The organism is Pseudothauera rhizosphaerae (assembly GCF_004801305.1).
GTDB lineage: Bacteria > Pseudomonadota > Gammaproteobacteria > Burkholderiales > Rhodocyclaceae > Pseudothauera > Pseudothauera rhizosphaerae.
This window is the reverse complement of the sequence record NZ_SSOD01000008.1, coordinates 87739-113635: the sequence shown is the minus strand read 5'-3', so window position 1 is coordinate 113635 and position 25897 is coordinate 87739. Positions and strand designations below refer to the sequence as shown.

The window sequence follows — 25897 nt, the reverse complement described above, 5'->3', positions numbered from 1 at the left end:
AGTGGTGCGCTATGCGGATCTGGTCGAAGAAACCGCAACGTACGCCGACGGTGTATTCACCCTCGGCGGTGCGCGGGATGCACGCCGGACGTTCGCCGCGTCGGGGTTCGTGGACGACGACAGAGTGTTCGTGCGCGCGCAGGGCGCAGACGGCACATGGGAGGTCTTCTTCGCTGAGTACGCCGCTGGCACGCTCATGCGCTTGGACGTACTCGCGAGCTCTGTAGGGGGTGATGCGGTGGCGTTCGCTGCCGAGGTTGTGGTGGCGTGCGTGCGGCCGGCTGTCAGCGGAGTCGCGGTTGGGTGGCCCGGGATGCCTCCCGCTGCGGTTGACGGCGGAGTGGCGATCGGCCCGAACGCGGCAGCGGCCGCCGCTGGGGTTGCTGTGGGCTATGAAGCTGCTGCGGGCGTAGAGGGCGGCGTGGCGATCGGGCAGGGTGTCAAGGCGTGGGCGCCATTCATGACAAGCTTGCCGAGCGGGGTATTCGTTCTGCCGGGCGAACAAACATTTACGAACGCAGGTACCCCGTCCGCCTACATCCTGCTGCCGTTCTCGTGGGGCGACTACTGGGTGGGCGGCAGCATCATCGGCGAGATCCGCATCGTCGCTCGAAACGACTCCGGGGGGAGCTGGTTCGGCACTGCAAGAGCGGCGGTGGATGTCGATACCGGATATGTGACCCTGGTGGGCGGCTCGCCGACCGTCGATGTCATAGATGGGTCGGGGGGCGCGGGGCTATCGGCGACGATCGCCGCCGGCCTGGGCGGCATCGTTGTCAATGTGATAAGCACCACGGGTGACTGGGAGTGGGCCTGCCACATGATCGGCACCGGACTCATGTGGGTCGGCAGCTAGCATGACGATCGGCGCCGATGCGATCGCGGCCGCTGCGATTGGCGCGACTGCCCCGAGCGGCGGTCCGCAGACCGGGCGCGCCCGCATTCCGTTGGCGCTGGTGCTGGCTCCGGCGCCGCTGCTGGGCAGCGCCCGCATCCCGCTGCGGCTGCGGCTCCGGGCTGTGGGCTCGGTGTCGATGCCGCTCGCGCTCTCACTCGCATTCCCGTCCGGTCGCGCCCGCATCCCGCTGCGCCTGCGCCTGGGGGGCGCAGGCCGCGCCCAGGCCGTCCTGCGGCTGGTCATCCTGCCGCCGGCGATCGCGCTGCCGCATGCGAGCGCCACCTGGGCGTTGGCGGTGACACTGGCCGGCGAGGACATCTCGGGCCGCATCACCGGCCCCGCGGCCATCTCAGCGGCCGAAGGCGCTGCACGGCTCGCGGACGTGTCGTACCGGCCCGAGCCGGGTCCGCTCGATCTGCTGGCGCTGGTCGGCCGGCCGGTGATCATCGACGCGGTGCTGCTCGGCGTGCCCGTGCGCCGGTTCACAGGCGTGGTGGACGCGCCGAGCATCGATCCCGACACGGGCGTCGTGACGCTGCACTGCACGGACAATCTGCAGGCGCACATCGACGACATGGATGTGGCCGAGATCGACGCGCTGACGGCGGGCGCGGCGTGGTCCGATCAAGTGTTCGACCCGGCGCTGACGGGCTGGGAGCGCGCCGACGCCCGCATGAGCACGCTCACCGCGTCCATCAGCCTGGACGCTTACGGGGTCCCGCGCGTGGTCCCGTGGGCCGCCGGCGCGGCCACGCGCACGCTGACTCGCGCCCACTATCTGGACGGCAGCCTGCGCCCCACTTTCGCAGCGCTCACGAGCATGCCGCCGCGGGTGGAGATCGACATCCGATACCGCTATCCGCGGCTCAAGGTCCGCGGCGTGGAGCTGGCGTGGGAGTATGGGTGGGGTGAGATCTACGCCCGTGAGCACGGCCTGCGGCATCTGCCCAGCGACGCGGTGATCGACGCGCTCACAGGCTCCGGCTGGACAGTGGGCGACATTACGTTCCATCGCTACCCCACGGGCTGGCAGCGCCTGCCGGGAGGGGGCGCGTACGTGCTGTACGACCCGGCGCTGTGCCGGGGTTTCCGCGGCCGGGCGCACAGGCGCTACGCGCAACAAGTGGAGGAGCACTACCGCGTGGTGGTGCGCAATCCGTTTGCGCCGGCCGCCGTTCAGCTAGCCGGGCCGCTGTCGGAGTCGTTTGCGCTCCAGGTCGATGCCGAGATCGATGACTGGTTGAGCGGGCCGCCGCCGGCCAGCAACGCGGCCCAGCTCCTCAGCTACCTGCCCTTACCCGCTCCCACTGACCGGTACACGGTGCCGGTGCCGGCCGGGGCGGGCGAGAGCTGGCTCGATGTCACTGACCGCGACGAGGATGGGCGCGATGCGCTGGCTACCGCCGCCGCCGTGCTGGTCGCCCGCGCCGTGAGGCGTATCCAGGAGTCGCTGCGGGCGTCGGAGGTGGAATTCGACATGCCGGCGGACCCCACGATCGATCTGACGAGCGTGCTGGCTATCGAGACCGGCGCAGTGACTGCGCTGGGCCGCGTGCGGCGCTGGCGCGAGGTGTATGACCACGACACAGGTACGGCGGTCACGACCGTGGCGCTGGCGGTGGCGCCGGTGGGGTATATGCCGCAGGAGGCGTTCGCGCTCGACCAGGCGCCACCCGGCAATCCAGAGATTCGAGTGTCGGCGCTGTCGGGGGCGTGCGGTAATCATGTCGGGTCGGTCGCCGGGGCCCCGGAATTGTCGGCCGAGCAGATCGGGTTTTTCACGAACGCACGGAGTGGGCCGGAGTTCGATCCGGAGGCGCCAAGCTACCCGGAGCATTTCACTGTAGAGTTGCCCGAGGTCGATCCCGCGCACACCGAGCTGCTCGAGGCTGCCGTGGTGGAGCAGGAGATCTATGCCGGTTCGCCCGGCGGATTTTTGGTACTGGAGGTTGTATGAGCGTCTCTCTGAAGGGTTATCTCGACGCCGCGCTGACGACGCCGGTCACCGCTGTCGGTCCGGCCGAGCTCGCGCAGATCCTCGGCGGCGGCACCGTCGATCGGCAGCTCTGGCTGGGGAGTACTGCGACTGACCGCATTTTCCGGGCTGCGTCCGACCCGGGCGCGGATCCGATCATGATCGAGATCGACGATGTCGATGCCGGGACGGGTCAGCCCGCCTCGAGCCTGCGCCTGGCGCTGACCCAGGCCGGGCTGGCCAGCGCCACGGCCGGCGAGGCGCTCGCGGTCGGTACCGAGATCGAGAGCGGTGTGGCTAATGCGGTGCCGTTCTGGGTGCGCTGGACGCCCGCGGGCGAAACGGTGGGCGTGTATCTGGACCTGGCGCTGCAGACGTCGGTCGTTATCGAGGAAGTGGTGTGACGACTGCGAGCGATCTGGGCCGCTCGCTGCGGCGTCTGATTCCGCGCGATCCCACGCACCGGCGCACGCTGGAGCCGGCATCGCCGGCGCAGCCGATTCCGAGCACGCGCGGGGTGTCGCTGACCGCCCAGCAGGCGGCGGGGAGCGGCGGTGGCGCGTTCGAGGAGGATGATGCATCTCAGCGCGAATACTGGCCCGTGCGGACCATCACGAGCTCGGACGGGCTGTTCGTCCTCGAGGTCGAGCCCCTCAAGAGCATCCTGCTTAAGGATGGCAGTCGGGCGACGTTTGGGGATCCGGACGAGCCCGATGAATAAGGGGACGCCGGGGAGTCACCCGCTGGCGCGCGTCGGCGCGCTCGGGCTGCCCTATCACGGCCTGGTGCTCGACGGCTGGCTGACGCTGCCGGACGGCTCGATGTTGCAGATCCCCACCGGACCGCGCACGGATGTCACTCTGGTGCGGCGCTCGGGCTGGATCGCTCCGCCGCGCACCCCGGCGCAGCTCGCCGGGGATGCCGCGCGCGGGTGGGAGTGGCGCGACTACGCGCTGCTCAACAGCGCCTCGGCGGGCACGAGTGAGACGATGATCGGCGGGCGCTCCATGGAGGGCGGGTGGCTGTGGTTCGATGCGGATGGGCAGCCGTGGCGGGTGCGGGTCGTGGCCACGGAGGGCGTCCCCGATGTCTGCGTGTTCTCTCTGGAATTTAGGCGATTCGGGCGGTTCGGCGCGCCGGGCGGCATCGAGACGCGGGATACCGTCCCTATCGATCTGCAGCAGGGGGTGCCTGTGCAGGTAGTGACTGCCGCGGGCAACACACAAAACGTCGCCGCCGGTGCGGGCATCGCGGAATTCGACCTGGTCGATGTGGTCGCGGACGGATCGCGCGCGCTGCTCGCGGCGCCACTCGTCTACTGGGTGGCGGACTCACCGACGAGTTGGGCGCAGATCCGGGCTGAACGGCGGGCGGTGGCGTGGGTCGAGTTGAGCATCTCAGGCAACAAGTCGGTGAGCGCGACGCTGCTCAAGGGGCGCGCCGACTGCCTCGGAACCCGCACGCCGCCCGAATACACGGGCTCCGCCGGGGTGGACATGACGCACCTGCACGTCGAGGTGGTCGCTGGCCCCGGCCAGTACGACGACGTGGCGTATCTCAGCGTGGGGGACGTGACCACGGAACGCGAGGAGGCATATCACTGGGTGACCGCGCCGCTGGGCGGGTTCAGCGGACTCCCCTACCCGAGCGCCGATCGGGAGGGGGTGGGCAGTGTGCGCCCGTATTCCGTCCATGCGGCTGCACGGGTTCCCGTGGGGGCCTGGTACGACGCCGGCGGCGAGGTGGTGTGGGCGGAGGTGGACGTCTCGTGGGACGCGGCGGTGAGTGGCTCTCACGACGTCTCCATCGTGAACGCGGTATCGGAGCAGCTCCCCCCGGAGGAAGGGTTCGACGACCCGCTCTCGGCCTCGTTCGAGAGCGTCTCCCAGGTCACCACGGCCGCCCGTTACTCACTCCTGGTCGATGGCGACGTGCTGTCGGTCACCGAGGTCACCATCGAGCACAGCGCATCGTTCATCGGCGAGTACCGCCGGCCGTGGTGGGAGGTGGGGCAGCCGTCGATGGTGCGGGGGACGGGTGGGCATAAAAGCACCGTGGTCTCCATAGACGGTGTTGTGGTGCACGAGGCCGACGAGACCGGCCCCGGTGCCGGCTTCAACGACGACGATTGGCACCTAACCTCCAGCCTGTTCTTCTGCGGGAAGCTGCCCGACAAACTGCTCACTCAGCCACACGCGCGTAACAGCAGCGGGACGTGGATCGCGGCGGCATGGGAGATGGGCATATCGACGGGGCTCCGTATTCTGGACGTGCTGATGCTGCCGCAGGGCGACCTCTCTGCAGCCGCACGCCGCGCGCGGATCGTCCCGCTCAACAGGACTGCGCTGCAGCTCTATCGATTCGGCGAGACCTATGCACGGCCGGTTGCTCGCGGTAATGAGGTGGGGGCTGCGACTCGCGCGATCGAGGGCTCGCTGCAGCCGGTCACCGGTGAGTGGTACCAGCGGGGAGTGGGCGACCCACGCGGAGTGTGGGTGTAGCCGCGATCCTGCGCAATTTGTTTGCGCACTGCGAAAACCCGAGCGGTGTCATTTATCGCGCAAATCAGTGCCAATTATCGCGCCGCGCTACAGCTCTGACGCCGGGAGGCATCCCACAGGATGCCGGGCAACAAAAAACCCGCCGAAGCGGGTTCAAGTCATTGATTTGATTGGAGGCGCGACTCGGAATCGAACCGGGGTACACGGCTTTGCAGGCCGCTGCATAACCACTCTGCCATCGCGCCGTTGTACTGGACGGCGGCCCCGACTGCCTCCATCGGGTCCTGCCGGATGCCGCACTGGGCCGCATCCTTGAATCTGGAGCGGGAAACGAGTCTCGAACTCGCGACCTCAACCTTGGCAAGGTTGCGCTCTACCAACTGAGCTATTCCCGCGGGAAAGACCGCCATTATAGGTGGCGAATCACTGATGTCAACCGCCTTTCGGCCCTCCGTCATGCGCCCGCAGCAGCGGCATGGCGCGGTGCAGATAGTAGCCCATGGACCACAGCGTGAGCGCCGCGGCGACGTAGATCAGCACGTTGCCGAGGGTTCGCACGTCCAGGGTCAGCAGCGGTGCGTTGTACAGCAGCATCGGAATGGCGGTCATCTGCGCGGCGGTCTTGAGCTTGCCGATGTAGGCCACCGCCACGCTGGCCGACTGGCCGACCTTGGCCATCCATTCGCGCAGCGCGGAAATCGTGATCTCGCGGCCGATGATGATGACCGCGATCAGCGCATCGGCGCGCCCGAGCTGGACCAGCAGGATCAGCGCGGCGGCCACCATGAGCTTGTCGGCCACCGGGTCGAGGAAGGCGCCGAAGGCCGAGGTCTGCTCCAGACTGCGCGCCAGGTAGCCGTCGAACCAGTCCGTGACGGCGGCGATGATGAAGATCGCCGTGGAGACGAGGTTCTGCTGGGCGGGCGAGAGCACGCTTTCGGGCAGGTAGAACACGCCGACGAACAGCGGAATGAGCGCAATGCGCCCCCAGGTGAGGGTGTTGGGTATGTTGAAAGGCATGGAGTGGCCGCCGGCCGTGCGGATCAGTGCGTCAATGCAGTGCCGAGTATATCTGTTCGGCAAGTTTGCGGCTGATACCTTCGACACGGCAGAGATCTTCCACCGTGGCCTTGCGCACGCCGTCCAGACCGCCGAAGGTGGCGAGCAGGTTGCGCCGGCGCGAGGGGCCGACACCCGGGATGTCCTCCAGCTTGGAGCCGATGCGCGCTTTGGCGCGGCGCGCCCGATGGCCGGTGATGGCGAAGCGGTGGGCCTCGTCTCGGATTTCCTGGATCAGGTGCAGGGCGGGCGCGTCCGGCTCCAGGTGCAGCGGTTCGCGCCCGTCCGGGAAGACCAGGGATTCCAGCCCCGGTTTGCGCCCTTCCCCCTTCGCCACGCCCACCATGGCGACGGATTCCAGGCCGACTTCGGCCAGGATGGCGCGGGCGGCGCTCACCTGCCCGCGGCCGCCGTCGATGAGGATCAGGTCCGGGCACAGGCCCTCCCCCGCCGCCACCTTGCCGTAGCGCCGCTCCAGCGCCTGGCGCATGGCGGCGAAGTCGTCGCCGCCGGTGATGCCGGCGATGTTGTAGCGGCGGTATTCGGCGTTCTTCATCTGGCCGTCCACGCATACCACGCAGGAGGCCACGGTGGCCTCGCCCATGGTGTGGCTGATGTCGAAGCATTCGATGCGGCGCGGCGGATCGGGCAGGTCCAGCGCCTCGCGCAGCGCTTCCAGGCGCTGCTCGGCGCGGCCAGTGTCGCGCGCGCGGGCCTGGATGGCCAGGCCCGCGTTCTTGTGCGCCATCTCCAGCCACGCCTTTTCGGCGGCGAAGCGCGGCGCGGCCAGGGCACAGGGCGCGTCGGAGAGTTCGGCGAGAATTTCGCGCAGCGCTGCCGATGGCGTTTCCACCAGCAGCCGGGCGGGCATGGGATGCACGGCGTAGTGCTGCTCGATGAAGGCCGCCAGCGCGTCGTCGGCACTGCAGCCGGCCGCGTTGCCCGGGAACTGGGGGCGGTCGCCCAGGTGGCGGCCGCCGCGCACCATGGCGATGTTCACGCAGGCGATGCCCTGCTCTTCTACCGCGGCGACGATGTCCACGTCCTCGTCCTTGCGGCTGTCCACGAACTGGCGGTGCAGCACCGCCTGCAGCACCCGCACTTGGTCGCGGCAGGCGGCGGCCTCCTCGAAGGCCAGGCGTTCGGCGGCGGCGTTCATGCGCGCGGAGAGGTCGTCGATGACCTCGCTGGCGCGCCCGTCCAGGAAGCGCGCGGCGAGCCTCACGTCCGCGGCGTAGGCGTCGGCATCGATCAGCCCGACGCAGGGCGCGGTACAGCGCTTGATCTGGTGCAGCAGACAGGGACGCGAGCGGTTCTGGAACACCGAGTTCTCGCAGGTGCGCAACTGGAAGGTCTTCTGCAGCAGGTGGATACTCTCGCGCACCGCCCAGGCGTTGGGAAAGGGGCCGAAGTAGCGCGCGCCCTTGGCGAAGGCGCCCCGGTGGTAGGCCAGGCGCGGGAATTCGTCGCCGGACAGTTCGATGTAGGGGTAGGACTTGTCGTCGCGGAACAGGATGTTGTAGCGCGGCGCTAGGCTCTTGATGAGGTTGTTCTCCAGCAGCAGGGCCTCGGCCTCAGAGCGCGTGGGGGTGACGTCCACGCGCTGAACCTGGGCCACCATCATGGCGATGCGCGGGCTGGACAGGGTCTTCTGGAAATAGCTGGAGACGCGGCGCTTGAGGTTCTTGGCCTTGCCCACATAGAGCACGCGCTCTTCGGCGCCGATCATGCGATAGACGCCGGGCTCCTCCGGCACCGTCTTCAGGAAGGCGCGTGCGTCGAAGGCTGGTGCGGGGGGAGTGGTCATGCGGATGGAGCGTCGCCACTGGTGCCGGCGGCCATCATCGGTGCTGCGGCGTCGGTTTCGGCCAGGCTGCGCACGATCTCCCGCGCATGGGCGTAGCGCGGCGCGATTTCCAGCGCGAAGGGGTCGGCATGGCGCGCCTGGCCGCGCAAGGCGGCGATGCGGCGGCGGCCGGCCTCGTCCGGAGCCGGTGCCCAGCGGTCCAGCAGTTCGGCGGCCAGATCGGGGCGGTTGCACACCAGCACCATGTCGCAGCCCGCCTCGTGCGCGGCGCGCGCGCGGCCAACGATGTCGCCTGCCACCAGCGCGCCTTCCATGTTGAGGTCATCGCTGAAGATGGCGCCTGCAAAACCCAGCCGCCCGCGCAGCACGTCCTGCAGCCAGAAGCGCGAAAAACCCGCCGGGTTGGGGTCGGCCGCCGGGTAGATCACGTGGGCCTGCATGACCCCGCCAAGCTGGCGGCCCAGGCGATGGCGGTAGGGGGCGATGTCCTGGTCCCAGATTTCGTCGAAGCTGCGTTCGTCCACCGGCACATCCACGTGGGAGTCGGCCTCCACGCAGCCGTGGCCGGGGAAGTGCTTGCCCACGCTCTTCATGCCCGCTTCGGCCATGCCCGCCACTAGCGCCTGGGCGAGTGCGGCGGTGACCGCCGGGTCGCGGTGGAAGGCGCGGTTGCCGATGGCGCTGCTGCAGCCATAGTCCAGGTCCAGCACCGGAGCGAAGCTCAGATCGACACCGTGGGCGAGCAGCTCGGCGGCCAGCACATAGCCGGTATCCCGCGCCGCATCCAGGGCGGCTAGGTGGTCGTGCTCCCACAGGGCACCCAGGGTGCGCATGGCTGGCAGACGGGTGAAGCCGTCGTTGCGGAAGCGCTGCACCCGGCCGCCTTCGTGGTCCACCGCGATCAGCAGCGGCGGGTTGCGCAGGCTACGGATATCGGTGGTGAGCACGGCAAGCTGTTCGGAGCCGGTGAAGTTGCGCGCGAACAGGATCACCCCGCCCACCAGCGGGTCCTGCAGACGCTCGCGCTCCTCGTCGGTGAGGGCGATGCCGGCCACGTCCAGCATCACCGGGCCGAGGGGGAGTTCCACGGACGGGGCGTTCATGTCTTCTCGATCACGGCGAAAGCGACCACGTGATCCACCTCGTCGGCCAGGCTCAGGTGGGCGCTCAGGCGGTGCTCGGCCATGTGGGCGGCGAGCCGTTCGTCGTACTCGAACAGCGGCTTGCCGCGACCGTCGTGGCCGACCGCCACCGCGTGCAGCGTGGCAGGTGCCGCCACGCCGGTGCCCAGCGCCTTGCCGAAGGCTTCCTTGGCGGCGAAACGCTTGGCGAGGAAGCGCGCCGGATCGCGGCTTTCCGCCCAGGCCGCGCGCTCGCCTTCCGCCAGGATGCGGGCGGCGAAGCGTTCGCCATGGCGCTCCAGGGCGTCGCGCATGCGCGCCACCGCGACGATGTCGGTGCCGATGCCGTGGATCATGCGCCGTCTCCCACCTCAGCCGCCGGCAGCCTCGCGCATCAGGCGCTTCATCTCGGCCACCGCAGCGCGCAGGCCGATGAACACCGCGCGGCTGACGATGGCGTGGCCGATGTGCAGTTCCCGCACGCCGGGCAGCCGCGCGATGGGCTGCACGTTGTAGTAATTGAGGGCGTGGCCCGCATTGAAGCGCATGCCCAGGGCGCGGATGGCCTCGCCGGCAGCGGCGACGCGCTGCAGTTCGGCGACCACCGCCGGGGCCTCCGCATCCCGCCCGGCGCCGTGGAAGGCATGGGCGTAGGGGCCGGTATGCACCTCGCACACCCGTGCGCCGATGCGGGCGGCGGCGGCGATCTGGGCCGGGTCGGCGTCGATGAAGACACTGGTGACGATGCCGGCCTCGCCCAGGCGGGCGATCACGTCCTTCAGCGCGGCCTCGTGGGCGACGATGTCCAGCCCGCCCTCGGTGGTGACTTCCTGGCGGCCTTCCGGCACCAGCATGGCCATTTCCGGCTTGATCCGGCAGGCGATGCCCACCATCTCGGCGGTGGCGGCCATCTCCAGGTTGAGCTTGACCTGGGTGAGTTCGCGCAGGCGGCGCACGTCCTCGTCGTGGATGTGGCGGCGGTCTTCGCGCAGGTGCACGGTGATGCCGTCCGCGCCGCCCAGGTGGGCTTCCACGGCGGCCCAGACCGGGTCCGGCTCCCAGGTGCGGCGCACCTGGCGCAGCGTGGCGACGTGGTCGATATTGACGCCGAGTTCGATGGCGGTGGCGATCGCAGCGCTCACAGTTCCTGCAACTCCTTGAGCACCCGGCGCGACTGCAGCGGCTGGCCGCCCAGGTAGTGGTTGATGACGGCGCGCAGCAGGGTCTTGCTCTGCGCCAGGGTCTCGGCAGCAGAAAAATCGCCCTGCGCCATGGCCAGCAGGCTGCGCCCGCTGATCGCCGGGGCGTCGCCGGTCGGCGGCAGATCGTCGGGCAGCGGCACCGGACCGCGTTCGATTATATAGAGGTAGTTCCGCCCGGGCTGCACCGGCTCACCGCTGTCAGCCTCGGTGTCCAGCCCGGCGCCGTAGCCCAGTTCGTGCAGCAGGGCCAGTTCGAAACGGCGCAGCAGCGGCGCCAGCGGCGCGCCGGCAGCGAGTTCGCGCAGCGCCTGGGCGTAGTCGGCGAACAGGGCCGGGTGCGGGTCCTCGCGCGCGGTCAGACGCACCAGCAGCTCGTTGAGGTAGTAGCCGCACAGCAGGGCGCGACCAGTGAGCAGCGGCTGGCCGCCCTGCCATTCGGCGCGCACCAGGGTCTTGACCTCGCCGCCGCCGGACCAGTCCACGAGCAGCGGCTGGAAGGCCATCAACACGCCGCGCAGCGTGGATTGCGGACGCCGCGCGCCCTTGGCCACCATGGCCACGCGGCCGTGGTCGCGGGAGAAGACCTCCACGATCAGGCTGGTCTCGCGCCAGGGATAGGTGTGCAGCACCCAGGCCGGCTGCTGCTCGATGCGCTGCTTCTGGCTCACGCCGCGCCGCCCGCCGGCTTACTCGTAGCCGAGGCTCTTGAGCGCACGCTCGTCGTCGGCCCAGCCGCTCTTGACCTTGACCCAGACTTCGAGGAAGACCTTGCCGTCGAAGAGCTTTTCCAGCTCGACGCGTGCCTCGGAGGCGATGCGCTTCAGGCGTTCGCCGCCCTTGCCGATGACGATGCCCTTGTGGGCCGCCTTATCCACGATTACCGCGGCATGGATGCGGCGCAGGTTGCCCTCGGTCTCGAACTTTTCGATCTCCACCGCCATGCCGTAGGGCAACTCGTCGCCGAGCAGGCGGAAGAGTTTCTCGCGCAGGAACTCCGAGGCCAGGAAGCGCTCGCTGCGGTCGGTGATCTCGTCCTCGCCATACAGCGGCGTGCCTTCGGGCAGCAACGGTGCGGCGGCGCGCACGAGCTCGTCCACGTTGGTGCCGCGCTCGGCCGACAGCGGGACGATCTCGGCAAAGGGATAGACCGCACTCATCTGCTCGATGAAGGGCAGCAGGCTGCGCTTGTCGGCGAGGCGATCGACCTTGTTGATCACCAGTACCACACGCGCGTTCTCGGGCAGCACTTCGACCACCTTGCGGTCGGCCTCGCCATAGCGGCCGGCTTCGACCACCAGGAACACCAGGTCTACGTCGCTCAGCACCTGGGTGACGGTGCGGTTCATCGAACGGTTGAGCGCGTTGCGGTGCTGGGTCTGGAAACCCGGCGTGTCCACGAAGACGAACTGCGCACCCGCGTCGGTGCGGATGCCGGTGACACGGTGGCGGGTGGTCTGCGCCTTGCTGGAGACGATGCTGATCTTCTGCCCGATCAGGCGGTTCAGCAACGTGGACTTGCCCACGTTTGGACGGCCGACGATGGCGACGAAGCCGGCGCGGAATGGTTCTCCACCGGAGACGGGAGATTGGTTCATTTCTTTCTCAACTGGGCCAACGCGACTTCGGCCGATTGCTGTTCGGCGGCACGGCGGCTCGCGCCTCGGCCCACGGTGCGCAGGCCGAGCGCGTCGATGACACAGGCCACTTCGAACTCCTGCGCGTGCGCTTCGCCCAATACCTTGACCATCTGGTACTGCGGCAGGTTCAGCTTGCGGCCCTGCAGCCATTCCTGCAGCGCGGTCTTCGGGTCCTTGGTGGGCGCGTGGGGATCGAGATCGGCCAGCAGCGGCTGGTAGAGGCGGTCCACCACGGCCTTGGCCGCCGGAAAACCGGCGTCGAGGAACACCGCGGCAAACACCGCCTCCAGCGCATCGGCGAGAATGGACGGACGGCGGAAGCCGCCCGACTTCATCTCGCCCTCACCGAGACGCAGGTGGACGCCCAAGTCGAGTTCGGCCGCGATGCGGTGCAGCGCCTCCTGGCGCACCAGCGAGGCGCGCAGGCGTGACAGCTCGCCCTCGCGCAGTTCGCCGAAGCGCTCGAACAGCGCCATCGACACGACGCAGTTGAGGATGCTGTCGCCGAGGAATTCGAGACGCTCGTTGTTGGGCTGCCCGAAGCTGCGGTGGGTCAGCGCCTGCTGCAGCAGCGCCGGATCGGAAAAGGCATGACCCAGCCCGCGCTGCAGGCGCGCGGGATTCACTGCGCTCAACGTTTCACGTTCGAAACGTGGAAGTCGAACAGCAAACTGACGTTGCCGGCCACCGGCACCGTGCGGGCGTAATCGACCTCGATGACCACTTGGCCGGCTTCCTTGACGATCACCAGATCGGCCCCCTTGACGGAACTGACGTCGTCGATCTGCGCACGGCGGTCGAAGCTGCGCCGCATGTCGGCGATAGGCGCGCCATTGTCGCCCTCGTCAGCCACCAACGGCAGGATACGCTGAATGGCCATGTACTCGGTAATGGCCGGCACGCAGCGGAAACCGATCAGCAGGACGAAAGCGAGAATGGCGGCGACGATCAGGAGGCTGATCAGGCTGAGACCGTTTTGTTTGCTCTTCATGTCCACGCTTCCTTCAGTTGAAACCGCCGATGCGCTTCATGTCGCTGAAATTGAACCAGATGAAGAAGGCCCGGCCGACGATGTTCTCGTCCGGCACGAAACCCCACACCCGGCTGTCGCTGCTCGCGTCGCGGTTGTCACCCATCACGAAGTAATGCCCTTCGGGTACGGTGCAGCGTACGCCAGCGCTAGTATAGGTGCACTGGTCGCGAAACGGAAAATCCATGACCTGGGGCACGTAGGCCGGTGCGTCGTTCTCGATCAGCAACTGGTGCTGGCTTTCGCCGAGCTTTTCGACGTAGCGCGGTGAATAGTACATACGGTCGGTATGCAGGTAATCGCCGTCGCGCTGGACGGACACTTCCTCGCCGTTGATCGTCAGCCGCTTGTTCAGATATTCCACCCGGTCGCCCGGCACGCCCACCACGCGCTTGATGTAGTCCAGCGAGGGATCGGCGGGATAACGGAACACCATCACATCGCCGCGCTGGGGATCGCCCAGCGGGACGATCTTCTTGTTGAGCACCGGCAGGCGAATGCCGTAGGTCCACTTGTTGACCAGGATGAAATCGCCAACCAGCAGGGTGGGAATCATCGAGCCGGACGGGATCTTGAAGGGCTCGACGATGAAGGAGCGCAGCACGAAAACGATCAGGATCACCGGAAAGAAACTCGCGCCGTACTCCACCCACCACGGCGACGGTTCGCCGGGCGCGCGCCGTTTGCGCGCGAAGAAACGGTCGGCCGCCCACAGCACGGCGGTCACGACGAGCAACAGGAATAGGATCAGGGCGAAATTCACGCGGACTCCATGGGTTTGGGGCGACGGGCCGGGCGCCTACTTGCCTCTCATTTGCCTTCTTCGACGCGCAGCACGGCAAGGAAGGCTTCCTGGGGAATCTCCACATTGCCGACCTGTTTCATGCGCTTTTTGCCTTCCTTCTGCTTTTCCAGCAGCTTCTTCTTGCGCGTGATGTCGCCGCCGTAGCACTTGGCCAGCACGTTCTTGCGCAGCGCCTTGATGGTCTCGCGCGCAATGATGTGCGAACCGATGGCCGCCTGTACCGCCACGTCGAACATCTGGCGCGGGATCAGGCCGCGCAGCTTGGCGGCCAACTCCCGCCCGCGGTATTGGGCGCTGGCCCGGTGCACGATGACCGACAGGGCATCCACCTTCTCCCCGCCCACCATCATGTCCAGCTTGACCAGGTCGGCCGTACGGTATTCCTTGAACTCGTAATCCAGCGAGGCATAGCCGCGGGAGACGGACTTCAGCTTGTCGAAGAAATCCATCACCACCTCGTTCATGGGCAGTTCATAGATCAACTGCACCTGCCGGCCGTGGTAGCGCATATCCACCTGCACGCCGCGCTTCTGGTTGCACAGCGTGATCACCGGGCCCACGTAGTCCTGGGGCAGGAAGATGGTGGCGGTGATGATGGGCTCGCGGATTTCCTGGTACTTGCCGGGCTCCGGCAGCTTGGCGGGGTTCTCCACGTGGATCACCGAGCCGTCGTTGAGCACCACCTCGTACACCACCGTGGGCGCGGTGGTGATCAGATCCATGTCGAACTCGCGCTCCAGGCGCTCCTGCACGATGTCCATGTGCAGCAGGCCCAGGAAGCCGCAGCGGAAGCCGAAGCCCAGCGCCTGCGAGACTTCCGGCTCGAACTGCAGCGAGGCGTCGTTCAGGCGCAGCTTCTCCAGCGAATCGCGCAACTGGTCGTATTCCGAGGACTCCACCGGATACAGGCCGGCGAACACCTGCGGCTTGATCTCCTTGAAGCCGGGCAAGGGTTCCGCAGCCGGGTTGGCGGCCAGCGTGATGGTGTCGCCGACCTTGGCGGCCTCCAGCTCCTTGATGCCGGCGGTGACGAAGCCCACCCCGCCGGCCGCGAGTTCCTCGCGCGCCACCGACTTGGGCGTGAACACCCCCACCTGCTCGCACAGATACTGGGCGCCGGAAGACATGAAGCGGATCCTGTCCTTGGGCTTCAGCACGCCGTCCACCACGCGCACCAGCATCACCACGCCCACGTAGTTGTCGAACCAGGAGTCGATGATCAGCGCCTTCAGCGGCGCGCCCGGATCGCCCTGGGGCGGCGGCATGCGGTGCACGATGGCTTCCAGCACGTCCGCTATGCCCAGGCCGGTCTTGGCCGAGCACAGGATGGCTTCCGACGCATCCACGCCGATCACGTCCTCGATCTCGGCGCGCGCGTTGTCCGGGTCGGCGGCCGGCAGGTCGATCTTGTTCAGCACCGGCACCACTTCCACGTCCTGATCGAGCGCGGTGTAGCAGTTGGCCACCGTCTGCGCCTCCACGCCCTGGGAGGCGTCCACCACCAGCAGCGCGCCCTCGCAGGCAGCCAGCGAACGGCTGACTTCGTAGGAAAAGTCCACGTGCCCCGGCGTGTCGATCAGGTTCAGGTTGTACACTTGGCCGTCCTGCGCCTTGTACTGCAGGGCGGCGGTCTGCGCCTTGATGGTGATGCCGCGCTCGCGCTCCAGGTCCATGGAGTCGAGCACCTGCTCCTCCATCTCGCGGTCGGAAAGGCCGCCGCAATACTGGATCAGGCGGTCCGCCAGCGTGGACTTGCCGTGGTCGATGTGGGCGATGATGGAAAAGTTGCGGATATGTTGCTGCATGGATGACAACAGAAAGGGCGCCTTGCGGCACCCTGCAGGAAGTGAAGCCGGACGGACGGGCTAAGGGGCGGATTCTAGCGGAAAACCGCTGCAATGGGCACGAACCGCCGCCTCGTCCAGGTGGTAGTGGCACAGTTCGACCTCGCCCGCCAGCACCACCGGCACCAGTTCGTCCCAGCGTGCTTCCAGTTCGGGATGCTGGTCCACGTCCACCACCCGCAGCGTCCACCCCAGTTCGCGCGCCAGTGGTTCGATCTGTTCGACGAGTTCGTGGCACAAATGGCACCACTCGCGGCTCAACACGGTCAGTTCACGTGCGGCCGCGCTCATTCACCGGCCTTCAGGCTGAGGTAGGACGACGTTGCACCGCGCCGCACCAGCAGCGTGATGCTCTGCCCGGCGGCGAGACCGGCCACCGCACGCTCGAACGCTGCCACCTCCCGCAGCGCTTCCTGCCGCCCGTCGCTCACGATGGCGAGCACCGCGTCGCCGGAGCGGATGCCGGCACGGGCTGCCGCGCCGCTGGCGCGTTCGACCAGCAGGCCGTGCTCCAGCCCGCGCTCGCGGCGCTGGGCCACGGTCGGTTGCGCCAGAACGAGGCCGATGCGGTTGCTCTTGGCATCGCCGCGCCCGGCATGCTTCGCCGCCCGCGACTCGTCGTCCTGCCACTCGCCCACGGCAACCGTCAGTTGCCGTTCGGCTCCGCCGCGAACGACGGCCAGCTCCACGCGCTCGCCCGGCCGGGTGGCCGCGACGATGCGCGGCAGGTCGCTCGAACTCTCCACCGTGCGCCCGGCGAAGCGCACGATGACATCGCCCTGCTCTACGCCGGCGCGTGCGGCCGGACCGTCCGGCTCCACCGCATTGACCAGCGCCCCGCGCGCGGCGGGCAGCGCGAAGCTCTCGGCCATCTCACGGGAAACCTCCTGGATCGCCACGCCGATGCGCCCGCGCCGCACGCGGCCCGCGTCGCGCAACTGGGCCTGCACGTCCATCGCCACGTCGATGGGGATGGCGAAGGACAGCCCCATGAAACCGCCGGTTTCGCTGTATATCTGTGAGTTGATGCCCACCACCTCGCCGCGCAGGTTGAACAGCGGACCGCCCGAATTGCCCGGATTGATGGCCACGTCGGTCTGGATGAAGGGTACGAAGTTCTCGTCGGGCAGCGTGCGCCCCTTGGCGCTGACGATGCCGGCGGTCACGGTGTGGTCGAAGCCGAAGGGCGAGCCGATGGCGACCACCCATTCACCCACCTTGAGCGCGCCCGGATCGCCCAGGGTCACGCGCGGCAGGCCACTGGCCTCGATCTTGAGCAGCGCCACGTCGCTGCGCCTGTCCGCACCGATCACCCGCGCCGGCAGTTCGCGCTTGTCGGCCAGGCGCACGACGATCTCCTCGGCGCGCTCGACCACGTGGGCGTTGGTCAGGATGTAGCCGTCCTCGCTGATGATGAAGCCCGAACCGAGGGATTCGTCGTCGGGCTCCGCCTCGGGGGCCGGGATGCGCGGATGGGGCGGCATGAAACGGCGGAAGAAGTCGAACATGCGTTCGCCCTCTTCGCCCAGGCCCGGAAAGGACGACCCGCGCTCGCGCGGCGCCTGGGTGGTGCTGATGTTCACCACCGCGGCCCCCTGCCGTTCGACCAGTTCGGTGAAATCGGGCAGATCGGCCGCCACGGCGCCCTGCCCCCACACCAGGGCGGTACACAGCCACAGCGCCTGCGCCCAGCGCCGCAACGCGGATACTCCCGGGGAATGCCGCACGCTCAGTGCCCTTCCTCCTGCACGCGGGCACACCCCGGCTGCGCACCCAGTACCGCCATGTGCAGGCCGCTGCGCCAGCGCCGGCTGCGCATCAGCAACCGGTTGGCGGGCACGGCCAGCAGCAGTCCGCCAAGAGCGCCGGCGAGCACCGCCCCGTCGCCACCGCCCAGCGCAGCCAGGCTGGCACCGGCAACCACCAGTACGGCGCCCAGCCCATAGCTGGCCAGCGCCGCGCGCAGCGGCGCGCCGTCGTTCATGCAGATGCGCACCGCGTCGCCTGGTTGCGCGCCGATCCCGTTGGAGAGGCGGAAGGTTTCCCGGGCCGGCTTGAAAAGCTGGGTGATCCTGACCGAGCGGCAGCCGCCCGGCTCGTCACAGCGTCCGCAGCCCCCGGCCTGTTCCGTAACGCGAACCCAGGCCTGATCGCCCTCGATCCGCAGCACCACCGCCCGCGCCTCGATCATCGTGCGATCGCCTCGATGGCGTCGCCCATCCGCATCACCGCGCGCTGCGGTACTTCGCCCAGCGCGGTGACCAAGTGGCCGTTCACCCGGCGCTTGTAGATGTTGATCGAACCGGAGCGCTGCGGCTTCATGTCGCCCGCTTCCTCACTGGCGTCGAGCGGTTCGATGAACACCGAAATCGCCGCCAGACCGTCGCTATAGACCATATGCACCACTTCGCCGCGCCCGGCACCCAGCGACCGGCGCACCACCGAAGTCAGCGCGAAACCGGGCAGCGGCTCGTGCAGCGTCCAGCCGATCTGATCCTGCGCCATTTCGCTGCCGCGCGTATTGACCACGCGCCATTCGTCGTCGCGCCGGTAGCGCGGTGACAAGGATTCCCGGTCCACCTCGCCGATGCGTACCTCGCTGAAGGTGAATTGCTCGATGAGCTCGCCGCGCTCGTCGACCATGCGCGCCTTGAGCAGCAGGCCCGACTGCAGCTCGGACCAGAACTGGTGCCCGTAGCGCAGATCGTCGCGCGGATCGAGCACGATCAACTGGCTCTCGTAGCCGGCCACCCGCGCGCTCCCGCCCTTGCGGATGCGGTAGCTTTCCGCCAGGCCGGCGAAGGACGCCGGAATGCGCGCCGGGAAGGCACGCCGGCCGCCGGCTTCGTCGATGATCACCATCTTCTGCTCGGGCAGCACGCAGCGCACTTCGCTGTTCGAACGGATCACCTCGCGCGGACTGCCGTCGAGCACCTCCAGGCGTTCGTGCTCGCCGGTGGCGTCCACAAGGTGGACGATGCGCGAAGTCTCGAAATGCCCGCCGGCCTGATAGGTGAAGGTGCCGGAATAGTTGAGTTGGCGGGACGCGGAGGCGATGCGCCCCAGCCAGGACAGCGGATCAGCGGGAGCGTCGGCCCACGCGGGCGTTGCGAACGCGGCGCCGAGACACAGGACAGCGGCAAGACGCCTCATCGACCGGTTTCCCGCTGCAGTTCGGACACGGTGCGGACGTACTGGACGGCGGCAGGCAGGGGGCCGCCGTTCATCGCCTGATGGACGAAGACATACTCGCGATGCGGGTCGGCCGGCGCGGCAGCCTGGGCGGGGTGCAGGTCGACCACGGCAGTACGTTCCACACCCTGGGTCACCGCTGCGGCGGCCATCTCGACTCGCGTCGCATCCTGCGAGGACAGCGTGTGAGCCACCCAGCCCACGGCCGCCACCCCCATCACGGACGCCGCGATCGGCATGATCGACTGCCACAGCGAGCGCTTCGCCGCGCTGGCAGCGGCCGGCGCCGGCGCGAACACCACCGGTTCGCGCTCGATCTGCGCCATCACCCGCGCGACGAAGCCGGACGAACCGCCCTCCTCGCCGCGCAGTACGTCACCGATCAGGCACCAGGTGTGCCAGTCCTCCCGTGCCGAGGGGTCGCGCTTGAGCGAATCGAAGACCGTGGCCATCGTCCGTTCGTCCAGGCTGCCATCGAGCAGGTCCGACAATTTGTCCTTCATGCCTACCACCCACCTACCAACGTTTGTCAGGAGCCGTATCGAGCAACGGCCGCAATCGTTCCGCAATCGCCTCCCGCGCGCGGAAGATCCGCGAGCGCACCGTCCCGATCGGACAGTCCATGATGCCGGCGATCTCCTCGTAGCTCAGCCCCTCGATCTCGCGCAGCATGATCGCCGTGCGCAGTTCTTCGGGCAGCGCCGCCATCGCCTCTTCCACCGTCTCGCCGATCTGGCGCGTCATCATCAGCCGCTCGGGCGTGTTGATGTCGCGCAGTTGGTCGCCTTCCTCGAAGGTTTCGGCTTCCTCCGAATCGAACTCGGTGGACGTCGGCGCCCGGCGGCTTTGCGAGACCAGGAAATTCTTCGCCGTATTGATGCCGATGCGATACAACCATGTATAGAACGCACTGTCGCCGCGAAAAGAACCCAACGCGCGGTAAGCCTTGATGAAGGTCTCCTGCGCAACGTCCTCCACTTCGGCCGGATCGCGGATCAGGCGCGACAACAGCCTGTGCAGCTTGCGCTGGTACTTTGATACCAGCAAGCCGAAGGCCTGCTTGTCGCCGCGTTGTACGCGTTCGACAAGCATCTGATCGATTTCGCGATCGCTCATGGGGAGGTCGTTGTTATACGTCGAGGATGAAACCGTCGAAGTATAAGCGACTGCCCATGCGCACCGCAAAATCGCGGCCTATCCAAAAGACAGGACACCCCCTGAATAGTTCAGATGCCATCATGGACATGCCGGGAATCCGCCGGATTCCGCGTCCGTGCTATATTTCGCCGGTCTACCCCCGGCTGGATGACTTTCGATCTTGAACAGACAATTCGACGTCCTGATCCTCGGCAGCGGCACGGCCGGGCAGTCCCTCGCCTTGCGCCTGGCCGACCGCGGCCAGCGGGTGGCCCTGGTCACCAAGCGCAGCCTGGCCGACAGCGCCAGCGCCTGGGCCCAGGGCGGCATCGCCGCGGTGCTCGACAGCACCGACAGCATCGAGGCCCACATCCAGGACACCTTCACCGCCGGTGCCGGACTGTGCGACGAGCGCGCCACCCGCTTCGTCGTCGAACACGGCAAGGCCGCTATCGACTGGCTGATCGCCCGCGGCGTGCCCTTCACCCGCGAGGACGAATCCACCGTGGGCTACCACCTCACGCGGGAAGGCGGACATTCGCACCGGCGCATCATCCACGCCGCCGATGCCACCGGTGCCGCGGTGCAGGCCACGCTCACCGACCAGGTGCTCGCGCACGAGGGAATCGAGATCTTCGAGAACCACATCGCCGTCGATCTGGTGCTCGGCGACAAGGTCGGCCGTCCCGGCGAAGGCTGCCTGGGCGCCTACGTGCTGGACATCGACCGCGACCACGTGGCGACCTTCAGCGCGCGCAACACGGTGCTGGCCACCGGCGGCGCGGGCAAGGTCTATCTGTATACGACCAATCCGGACGTCGCCACCGGCGACGGCATCGCCATGGCCTGGCGTGCCGGTTGCCGGGTGGCGAACATGGAGTTCATCCAGTTCCACCCCACCTGCCTGTACCACCCGCACGCCAAGTCCTTCCTGATCTCCGAGGCCGTGCGCGGCGAAGGCGGCGTGCTGCGCCTGCCCGACGGCACCCGCTTCATGCCCGAGCACGACCCGCGCGCCGAACTCGCGCCGCGCGACGTGGTGGCGCGCGCGATCGACCTGGAAATGAAAAAGCGCGGCCTCGACTGCGTCCATCTCGACATCAGCCACAAGCCGGCCGACTGGCTGCGCGGACATTTCCCCAACATCCATGCGCGCTGTCTGGAACTGGGCATAGACATCACCCGCCAGCCCATCCCGGTGGTGCCGGCCGCGCACTACACCTGCGGCGGCATCGTCGTGGACCTCGCTGCGCGCACGGACGTCGGCCATCTCTACGCGGTGGGCGAATCGGCCTGCACCGGCCTGCACGGCGCCAACCGCCTGGCGAGCAACTCGCTGCTGGAATGCCTGGTGTTCGGCGAGGCCGCCGCCCGGGACATCCTCGCCCAGCCGGGCCGGGCGCTGCCGGCGCTGCCGGCCTGGGACGAAAGCCGGGTCACCGACGCCGACGAGGAAGTCGTCATCACCCACAACTGGGCGGAACTGCGCCGCGCCATGTGGGACTACGTGGGCATCGTGCGCACCAACAAGCGCCTGCGCCGCGCCCAGCACCGCATCCGCCTGCTGGAACGGGAGATCCACGAGTTCTACTCGCACTTCCGCATCAGCAACGATCTCATCGAACTGCGCAACCTTGTGGCGACCGCGGACCTGATCGTGCGCTGCGCGCTGCGCCGCAGGGAAAGCCGCGGGCTGCACCACTCCCGCGATTACCCCGACCTGCTGCCCCGCGTGCGCGATACCGTGCTGCGCCCGCCCAAGCGCCCACAGCAGAGCTAGGGAAGCGGAAGACGGCAGTTCAGCCGGCCGTCGCAGCCGGTTGCGCGACGGCCGCAGCCTTGTGGCGCAGCCAGATGCGCAGGCGGCGCCAGTCGTCCGCCGGCAGCATGTCGGGGGCCAGCATCGCGGCGTACCGGCGTCCGCCTTCGTCTGCCCAATGCAGCCAGACCGCCCAGCCGAAATCCGTGGTTCCGGGCAGGACGCGGCAGCGTTCGTGGCCGCCTATCGTCGCCAGCCCGTCCTCGCGCAGCACCAGGCTGTGGCCCGCAACCGGTGCGCCGCCACGCCTGCCGAACCACAGGGACAATGCAAGCGCGGCCAGCGCCCCCGCCACGAGCAGCACGGGCAAGCCGGAAAAGAAAAACGCCGATGCGGCGATGCCGTGCATCGCCAACACCAGCGTCCGGACGCGGCGCGAAGGCCGCGGCGCGATTGCGAGCGGATAACGCATGACGCGACCGCCCGCCGCGCCTTACTTCACCCGGCGGAACACCAGGGTGCCGTTGGTCCCGCCGAAGCCGAAGTTGTTCTTCAGCGCCACCTCGATCGGCATCTGCCGCGCCACGTTGGCGCAGTAGTCCAGATCGCACTCGGGATCCTGCTCGAAGATGTTGATGGTGGGCGGGGAGATCTGATGATGGACGGCGAGCACCGTAAACACCGACTCCAGGCCGCCGGCACCACCCAGCAGGTGGCCGGTCATGGACTTGGTGGAGTTCACCACCAGCTTCTTCGCGATGTCGGCGCCGAAGGCGAGCTTGATGGCCTCGGTCTCGTTCTTGTCACCCAGCGGCGTGGAGGTGCCGTGCGCGTTCAGGTACTGCACCTCGTCCGCGTTCACGCCGGCGTTCTTCAGCGCGTTGACCATGCTGCGGCGCGGGCCATCGGTGTCCGGCGCCGTCATGTGGTAGGCGTCGCCGCTCATGCCGAAGCCGGCCAGTTCGGCGTAGATCTTCGCGCCGCGCTTGACCGCGTGTTCGTACTCCTCCAGCACCACCACGCCGGCGCCCTCGCCCAGCACGAAGCCGTCACGATCCTTGTCCCACGGCCGGCTGGCGGTGGCGGGATCGTCGTTGCGCGTGGACAGCGCCTTGGCCGACGCGAAGCCGCCGATGGCCAGGTTGGTGACGGTGGATTCGGCGCCGCCGCACACCATCACGTCGGCGTCGCCGTACTCGATCAGGCGCGCGCTGGTGCCGATGGCGTGCAGACCGGTGGTGCAGGCGGTGACTACGGCGAGGTTGGGGCCCTTCAGGCCGAACATGATCGACAGGTTGCCCGAGATCATGTTGATGATGGTGCCGGGGATGAAGAAGGGCGATATCTTGCGCGGACCGCCGCCCAGGAAATCGTTGTGCGTCTCCTCGATCATTGGCAGACCACCGATGCCCGAACCGATGTTCACGCCGATACGGTCGGCGTTGGCTTCGGTGACCTCGATGCCCGAATCGCGGACCGCCTGGATGCCCGCCGCCATGCCGTAGTGGATGAACACATCCATGCGGCGTGCCTCCTTGGGCGACAGGTACTCGGAAACGTCGAAGCCCTTCACCTCGCCGGCGATGCGCGCGGCGAAGCCGGTGGCATCGAAACGGGTGATGGCGCCGATGCCGCTCTTGCCGGCAATCAGGTTGTTCCAGGCTTCGGGAACGGTATTGCCGACCGGCGAGATCACTCCCAGGCCGGTGACGACGACTCTACGACGGGACACAGACAGCTCCGTATGGAATCAAGGCGGAGAAGAACGGGGATCGGTCCGGAACGAACCGGTCCGGGCCCGCGAACGCGGAGCCCGGACGGCCGGCAGCCCGCAAGGCCGCGGTGACTGGAATTACTTCTTCAGATGGGCGTTGACGTAGTCGATCGCCTGCTGGACGTTCGTGATCTTCTCGGCTTCCTCGTCCGGAATCTCGCATTCGAACTCTTCTTCCAGCGCCATGACCAGTTCCACGGTGTCCAGCGAATCCGCGCCCAGATCGTCCACGAACGAAGACTCGTTCTTGATCTCCGATTCGTTCACGCCAAGTTGCTCAGCGACGATCTTCTTGACGCGCTGTTCGATGTTCTCCATGAACAAACTCCTTCCCTGAAAGATGCAGGTATGTAAGAAAAAAAGCCGGCGTATTCTACCAAAAAGCGCCGGAACCGCTATCGCGCCGTACGATCAACGTACGGTTAGGACATGTACATGCCGCCATTGACGTGCAGCGTGGTGCCGGTGACGTAGGCGGCGGCCGGCGAAGCCAGGAAGGCCACCGCCGCGGCGATCTCCTCCGGCTTGCCCAGACGGCCCAGGGCGATGCTGCCCAGCAGGGCATCGCGGGCGGCTTCCGGCAGCGCACGGGTCATGTCGGTATCGATGAAGCCCGGCGCCACACAGTTCACGGTGATGTTGCGGCTGCCCAGCTCGCGTGCCAGCGCCCGGCTCATGCCGGCCACGCCCGCCTTTGCTGCAGCATAGTTCGCTTGGCCCGGATTGCCCGCGCTGCCCACCACCGAGGTGATGTTGACGATGCGCCCGTAGCGCGCCTTCATCATGCCGCGCATCACCAGCCGGCTCATGCGGAACACGGCCTTGAGGTTGGTGTCGATGACCGCGTCCCACTCCTCGTCCTTCATGCGCATGGCGAGGTTGTCGCGGGTAATGCCGGCGTTGTTCACCAGCACCGCGACCGCGCCGAAGCGCTTTTCGATGTCGGCCACGGCGGCCTCGGCGGCTGCCGCGTCGGTCACGTTCAGCACCAGCCCGGCACCTTTCAGGCCGGCTTCGGCGACGGCCTTGTCGATGTCGGCGGCGCCGGCTTCCGAGGTCGCGGTACCCACCACGGTCGCGCCCAGGCGGCCGAGTTCGAGCAGCACCGCGCGGCCGATGCCGCGCGAGGCCCCGGTGACGAGGGCGACCTGCCCTTCCATGCTGAGAACATTGCTGCTCATCCCGCTTACCCCTTCACGGCCGCGATGGCCTGCTCCAGACTGGCGGCATCGTGGGCCGAGCCGCCTTCCACTTCCTTGGCAATGCGCTTGGTCATGCCGGCCAGCACCTTGCCCGGGCCGCACTCGATGACGTGGGAGAGGCCGCGGCGGCCCATCTCCTGCACGGTCTCGATCCAGCGCACCGGCGAGAAGGCCTGGCGCACCAGCGCGTCGCGGATTCTTTCGGGTTCGTCGTAGACCGCCACATCCACGTTGTTCAGCACCGCGATCCGCGGCGCGGCGATCGCCACGCCGGCCAGGCGCTCGGCCAGGCGCTCCGCGGCCGGCTTCATCAGCGCGCAATGGAAAGGCGCGGACACCGGCAGCAGCACGGCGCGCTTGGCGCCCTTGCCCTTGGCGACCTCCACCGCACGTTCCACCGCGGCCTTGGCGCCGGCGATGACGATCTGCCCCGGCGCGTTCAGGTTAGCGGCTTCCACCACCTCGCCCCGGGCGGCTTCGGCACAGGCCTCGCGCACCGCGTCGGCCTCCAGGCCCAGCAGCGCGGCCATGGCGCCTTCGCCGGCGGGCACCGCCTCCTGCATGGCCTGGGCGCGGAAACGCACCAGCGGCACGGCGTCGCGGAAGGCCAGCGCCCCGGCCGCGACCAGCGCAGAGTACTCGCCCAGGCTATGGCCGGCCACGATGGCCGGCACCGGGCCGCCCGCGGCCTGCCAGGCGCGCCACGCGGCCACGCCGGCGGTCAGCATCAGCGGCTGAGTGTTGACGGTGAGGGCCAGGCGCTCGGCCGGGCCGTCGTTCACCATCTGCCACAGGTCCTCGCCCAGCGCCTCGGACGCCTCGGCGAAGGTGCCGCGGATCACCGCACTCTCGCCGTAGCCGGTCATCATGCCGACGGACTGGGAACCCTGTCCCGGGAAAACCAGCGCAAAACTCATCTTGCCTCCCACGTTCGCCGCGGCGCACCGCCACAGC

Annotated in this window: 28 protein-coding genes and 2 tRNA genes; 6 read left to right on the top strand and 24 right to left on the bottom strand. The window is 68.1% G+C overall.

Annotated elements, in window-relative coordinates:
- The first annotated feature begins 1 nt into the window (after position 1).
- From E6O51_RS11775 to E6O51_RS11750, 5 genes are read left to right on the top strand one after another with little or no spacing between them, the layout of a single operon-like run.
- Complete coding sequence (locus E6O51_RS11775) at positions 2-856, top strand: hypothetical protein (protein WP_136385176.1); 855 nt, start codon at positions 2-4, stop codon at positions 854-856.
- A 1-nt stretch (position 857) separates the two neighbouring features.
- Positions 858-2855, top strand: coding sequence for a hypothetical protein (locus E6O51_RS11765; protein ID WP_168735249.1), 1998 nt, complete (start codon positions 858-860; stop codon positions 2853-2855).
- On the top strand, positions 2852-3277 hold the full coding sequence (locus tag E6O51_RS11760; RefSeq protein WP_136385174.1) for a hypothetical protein: 426 nt from the start codon (positions 2852-2854) through the stop codon (positions 3275-3277). Before E6O51_RS11765 ends, E6O51_RS11760 begins: the two co-directional genes overlap by 4 nt.
- Complete coding sequence (locus E6O51_RS11755) at positions 3274-3594, top strand: hypothetical protein (RefSeq protein WP_136385173.1); 321 nt, start codon at positions 3274-3276, stop codon at positions 3592-3594. The genes E6O51_RS11760 and E6O51_RS11755 overlap by 4 nt, the downstream gene beginning before the upstream one ends.
- The gene (locus E6O51_RS11750) at positions 3587-5374 is read left to right on the top strand and encodes a hypothetical protein (protein ID WP_136385172.1); all 1788 of its coding nucleotides are present in this window, start codon (positions 3587-3589) and stop codon (positions 5372-5374) included. Before E6O51_RS11755 ends, E6O51_RS11750 begins: the two co-directional genes overlap by 8 nt.
- Positions 5375-5545: 171 nt before the next feature.
- Here E6O51_RS11750 and E6O51_RS11745 read toward each other — a convergent pair.
- The 19 genes from E6O51_RS11745 to rpoE all read right to left on the bottom strand — a co-directional run bounded on the left by E6O51_RS11745 (position 5546) and on the right by rpoE (position 20187).
- Positions 5546-5619: transfer RNA gene (locus tag E6O51_RS11745), tRNA-Cys, on the bottom strand.
- A gap of 74 nt (positions 5620-5693) precedes the next feature.
- Positions 5694-5769 (bottom strand) — tRNA-Gly (locus E6O51_RS11740).
- Positions 5770-5806: 37 nt separating this feature from the next.
- Entirely contained in the window at positions 5807-6394 is a 588-nt protein-coding gene (gene pgsA, locus E6O51_RS11735; RefSeq protein WP_136385171.1) for a CDP-diacylglycerol--glycerol-3-phosphate 3-phosphatidyltransferase, read from the bottom strand.
- Between the two features lie 31 nt (positions 6395-6425).
- Positions 6426-8240, bottom strand: a complete 1815-nt coding sequence (gene uvrC / locus E6O51_RS11730; protein ID WP_136385170.1) for an excinuclease ABC subunit UvrC — start codon at positions 8238-8240, stop codon at positions 6426-6428.
- Positions 8237-9343, bottom strand: coding sequence for a beta-N-acetylhexosaminidase (gene nagZ / locus E6O51_RS11725; protein ID WP_136385169.1), 1107 nt, complete (start codon positions 9341-9343; stop codon positions 8237-8239). The genes uvrC and nagZ overlap by 4 nt, the downstream gene beginning before the upstream one ends.
- The gene (gene acpS, locus E6O51_RS11720; RefSeq protein ID WP_136385168.1) at positions 9340-9717 is read right to left on the bottom strand and encodes a holo-ACP synthase; all 378 of its coding nucleotides are present in this window, start codon (positions 9715-9717) and stop codon (positions 9340-9342) included. Before acpS ends, nagZ begins: the two co-directional genes overlap by 4 nt.
- A 15-nt stretch (positions 9718-9732) precedes the next feature.
- Complete coding sequence (locus tag E6O51_RS11715) at positions 9733-10503, bottom strand: pyridoxine 5'-phosphate synthase (protein WP_230976772.1); 771 nt, start codon at positions 10501-10503, stop codon at positions 9733-9735.
- On the bottom strand, positions 10500-11231 hold the full coding sequence (recO, locus tag E6O51_RS11710) for a DNA repair protein RecO (protein ID WP_136385167.1): 732 nt from the start codon (positions 11229-11231) through the stop codon (positions 10500-10502). Before recO ends, E6O51_RS11715 begins: the two co-directional genes overlap by 4 nt.
- A gap of 18 nt (positions 11232-11249) precedes the next feature.
- Positions 11250-12158 (bottom strand): GTPase Era, encoded by a 909-nt coding sequence (gene era, locus E6O51_RS11705; protein WP_136385166.1) that lies wholly within the window; start codon positions 12156-12158, stop codon positions 11250-11252.
- Complete coding sequence (rnc, locus tag E6O51_RS11700) at positions 12155-12826, bottom strand: ribonuclease III (protein ID WP_136385314.1); 672 nt, start codon at positions 12824-12826, stop codon at positions 12155-12157. The genes era and rnc overlap by 4 nt, the downstream gene beginning before the upstream one ends.
- Positions 12827-12831: 5 nt before the next feature.
- Positions 12832-13191, bottom strand: a complete 360-nt coding sequence (locus E6O51_RS11695) for a DUF4845 domain-containing protein (RefSeq protein ID WP_211091389.1) — start codon at positions 13189-13191, stop codon at positions 12832-12834.
- A gap of 13 nt (positions 13192-13204) precedes the next feature.
- Positions 13205-13993 carry a signal peptidase I gene (gene lepB / locus E6O51_RS11690; RefSeq protein WP_136385164.1) on the bottom strand — a complete coding sequence of 263 codons (789 nt, stop codon included), beginning with the start codon at positions 13991-13993 and terminating at the stop codon, positions 13205-13207.
- Between the two features lie 47 nt (positions 13994-14040).
- The gene (lepA, locus tag E6O51_RS11685) at positions 14041-15840 is read right to left on the bottom strand and encodes a translation elongation factor 4 (RefSeq protein WP_136385163.1); all 1800 of its coding nucleotides are present in this window, start codon (positions 15838-15840) and stop codon (positions 14041-14043) included.
- A gap of 60 nt (positions 15841-15900) precedes the next feature.
- Complete coding sequence (locus E6O51_RS11680; RefSeq protein WP_136385162.1) at positions 15901-16170, bottom strand: glutaredoxin family protein; 270 nt, start codon at positions 16168-16170, stop codon at positions 15901-15903.
- The gene (locus E6O51_RS11675) at positions 16167-17606 is read right to left on the bottom strand and encodes a Do family serine endopeptidase (RefSeq protein ID WP_408003411.1); all 1440 of its coding nucleotides are present in this window, start codon (positions 17604-17606) and stop codon (positions 16167-16169) included. Before E6O51_RS11675 ends, E6O51_RS11680 begins: the two co-directional genes overlap by 4 nt.
- Before the next feature lie 2 nt (positions 17607-17608).
- Positions 17609-18070: a SoxR reducing system RseC family protein gene (locus E6O51_RS11670; protein WP_136385161.1), complete on the bottom strand. Its 462-nt coding sequence runs from the start codon at positions 18068-18070 to the stop codon at positions 17609-17611.
- A complete protein-coding gene (locus E6O51_RS11665; protein WP_136385160.1) occupies positions 18067-19032 on the bottom strand; it encodes a MucB/RseB C-terminal domain-containing protein in 966 nt (321 codons plus the stop codon). Before E6O51_RS11665 ends, E6O51_RS11670 begins: the two co-directional genes overlap by 4 nt.
- Complete coding sequence (locus tag E6O51_RS11660; RefSeq protein WP_136385159.1) at positions 19029-19574, bottom strand: sigma-E factor negative regulatory protein; 546 nt, start codon at positions 19572-19574, stop codon at positions 19029-19031. The genes E6O51_RS11665 and E6O51_RS11660 overlap by 4 nt, the downstream gene beginning before the upstream one ends.
- Positions 19575-19587: 13 nt before the next feature.
- Positions 19588-20187: an RNA polymerase sigma factor RpoE gene (gene rpoE / locus E6O51_RS11655; protein WP_136385158.1), complete on the bottom strand. Its 600-nt coding sequence runs from the start codon at positions 20185-20187 to the stop codon at positions 19588-19590.
- Between the two features lie 202 nt (positions 20188-20389).
- On the opposite strand from rpoE, the gene nadB reads away from it, so the two are divergent.
- Positions 20390-21988 carry an L-aspartate oxidase gene (gene nadB / locus E6O51_RS11650; protein ID WP_136385157.1) on the top strand — a complete coding sequence of 533 codons (1599 nt, stop codon included), beginning with the start codon at positions 20390-20392 and terminating at the stop codon, positions 21986-21988.
- 19 nt (positions 21989-22007) lie between these two features.
- Here the strand turns inward: nadB and E6O51_RS11645 are convergent, their stop codons facing one another.
- From E6O51_RS11645 to fabD, 5 genes are all read right to left on the bottom strand, one after another.
- Positions 22008-22439, bottom strand: a complete 432-nt coding sequence (locus E6O51_RS11645) for a protein YgfX (protein ID WP_136385156.1) — start codon at positions 22437-22439, stop codon at positions 22008-22010.
- Between the two features lie 21 nt (positions 22440-22460).
- Entirely contained in the window at positions 22461-23699 is a 1239-nt protein-coding gene (fabF, locus tag E6O51_RS11640) for a beta-ketoacyl-ACP synthase II (RefSeq protein ID WP_136385155.1), read from the bottom strand.
- A 120-nt stretch (positions 23700-23819) separates the two neighbouring features.
- Complete coding sequence (gene acpP, locus E6O51_RS11635) at positions 23820-24059, bottom strand: acyl carrier protein (RefSeq protein ID WP_102246441.1); 240 nt, start codon at positions 24057-24059, stop codon at positions 23820-23822.
- Between the two features lie 104 nt (positions 24060-24163).
- Positions 24164-24922, bottom strand: a complete 759-nt coding sequence (gene fabG, locus E6O51_RS11630) for a 3-oxoacyl-ACP reductase FabG (protein WP_136385154.1) — start codon at positions 24920-24922, stop codon at positions 24164-24166.
- Positions 24923-24927: 5 nt separating this feature from the next.
- The gene (gene fabD, locus E6O51_RS11625) at positions 24928-25860 is read right to left on the bottom strand and encodes an ACP S-malonyltransferase (RefSeq protein ID WP_136385153.1); all 933 of its coding nucleotides are present in this window, start codon (positions 25858-25860) and stop codon (positions 24928-24930) included.
- Between the last annotated feature and the right edge of the window lie 37 nt (positions 25861-25897).

Coding starts and splice junctions, on each gene's coding strand:
- E6O51_RS11765 (WP_168735249.1), top strand. CDS start 858: ATGACGATCGGCGCCGATGCGATCGCGGCCGCTGCGATTGGCGCGACT.
- E6O51_RS11760 (WP_136385174.1), top strand. CDS start 2,852: ATGAGCGTCTCTCTGAAGGGTTATCTCGACGCCGCGCTGACGACGCCG.
- E6O51_RS11750 (WP_136385172.1), top strand. CDS start 3,587: ATGAATAAGGGGACGCCGGGGAGTCACCCGCTGGCGCGCGTCGGCGCG.
- pgsA (WP_136385171.1), bottom strand. CDS start 6,394: ATGCCTTTCAACATACCCAACACCCTCACCTGGGGGCGCATTGCGCTC.
- uvrC (WP_136385170.1), bottom strand. CDS start 8,240: ATGACCACTCCCCCCGCACCAGCCTTCGACGCACGCGCCTTCCTGAAG.
- nagZ (WP_136385169.1), bottom strand. CDS start 9,343: ATGAACGCCCCGTCCGTGGAACTCCCCCTCGGCCCGGTGATGCTGGAC.
- acpS (WP_136385168.1), bottom strand. CDS start 9,717: ATGATCCACGGCATCGGCACCGACATCGTCGCGGTGGCGCGCATGCGC.
- era (WP_136385166.1), bottom strand. CDS start 12,158: ATGAACCAATCTCCCGTCTCCGGTGGAGAACCATTCCGCGCCGGCTTC.
- E6O51_RS11695 (WP_211091389.1), bottom strand. CDS start 13,191: ATGAAGAGCAAACAAAACGGTCTCAGCCTGATCAGCCTCCTGATCGTC.
- lepA (WP_136385163.1), bottom strand. CDS start 15,840: ATGCAGCAACATATCCGCAACTTTTCCATCATCGCCCACATCGACCAC.
- E6O51_RS11680 (WP_136385162.1), bottom strand. CDS start 16,170: ATGAGCGCGGCCGCACGTGAACTGACCGTGTTGAGCCGCGAGTGGTGC.
- E6O51_RS11670 (WP_136385161.1), bottom strand. CDS start 18,070: ATGATCGAGGCGCGGGCGGTGGTGCTGCGGATCGAGGGCGATCAGGCC.
- E6O51_RS11665 (WP_136385160.1), bottom strand. CDS start 19,032: ATGAGGCGTCTTGCCGCTGTCCTGTGTCTCGGCGCCGCGTTCGCAACG.
- E6O51_RS11660 (WP_136385159.1), bottom strand. CDS start 19,574: ATGAAGGACAAATTGTCGGACCTGCTCGATGGCAGCCTGGACGAACGG.
- rpoE (WP_136385158.1), bottom strand. CDS start 20,187: ATGAGCGATCGCGAAATCGATCAGATGCTTGTCGAACGCGTACAACGC.
- E6O51_RS11645 (WP_136385156.1), bottom strand. CDS start 22,439: ATGCGTTATCCGCTCGCAATCGCGCCGCGGCCTTCGCGCCGCGTCCGG.
- acpP (WP_102246441.1), bottom strand. CDS start 24,059: ATGGAGAACATCGAACAGCGCGTCAAGAAGATCGTCGCTGAGCAACTT.
- fabG (WP_136385154.1), bottom strand. CDS start 24,922: ATGAGCAGCAATGTTCTCAGCATGGAAGGGCAGGTCGCCCTCGTCACC.
- fabD (WP_136385153.1), bottom strand. CDS start 25,860: ATGAGTTTTGCGCTGGTTTTCCCGGGACAGGGTTCCCAGTCCGTCGGC.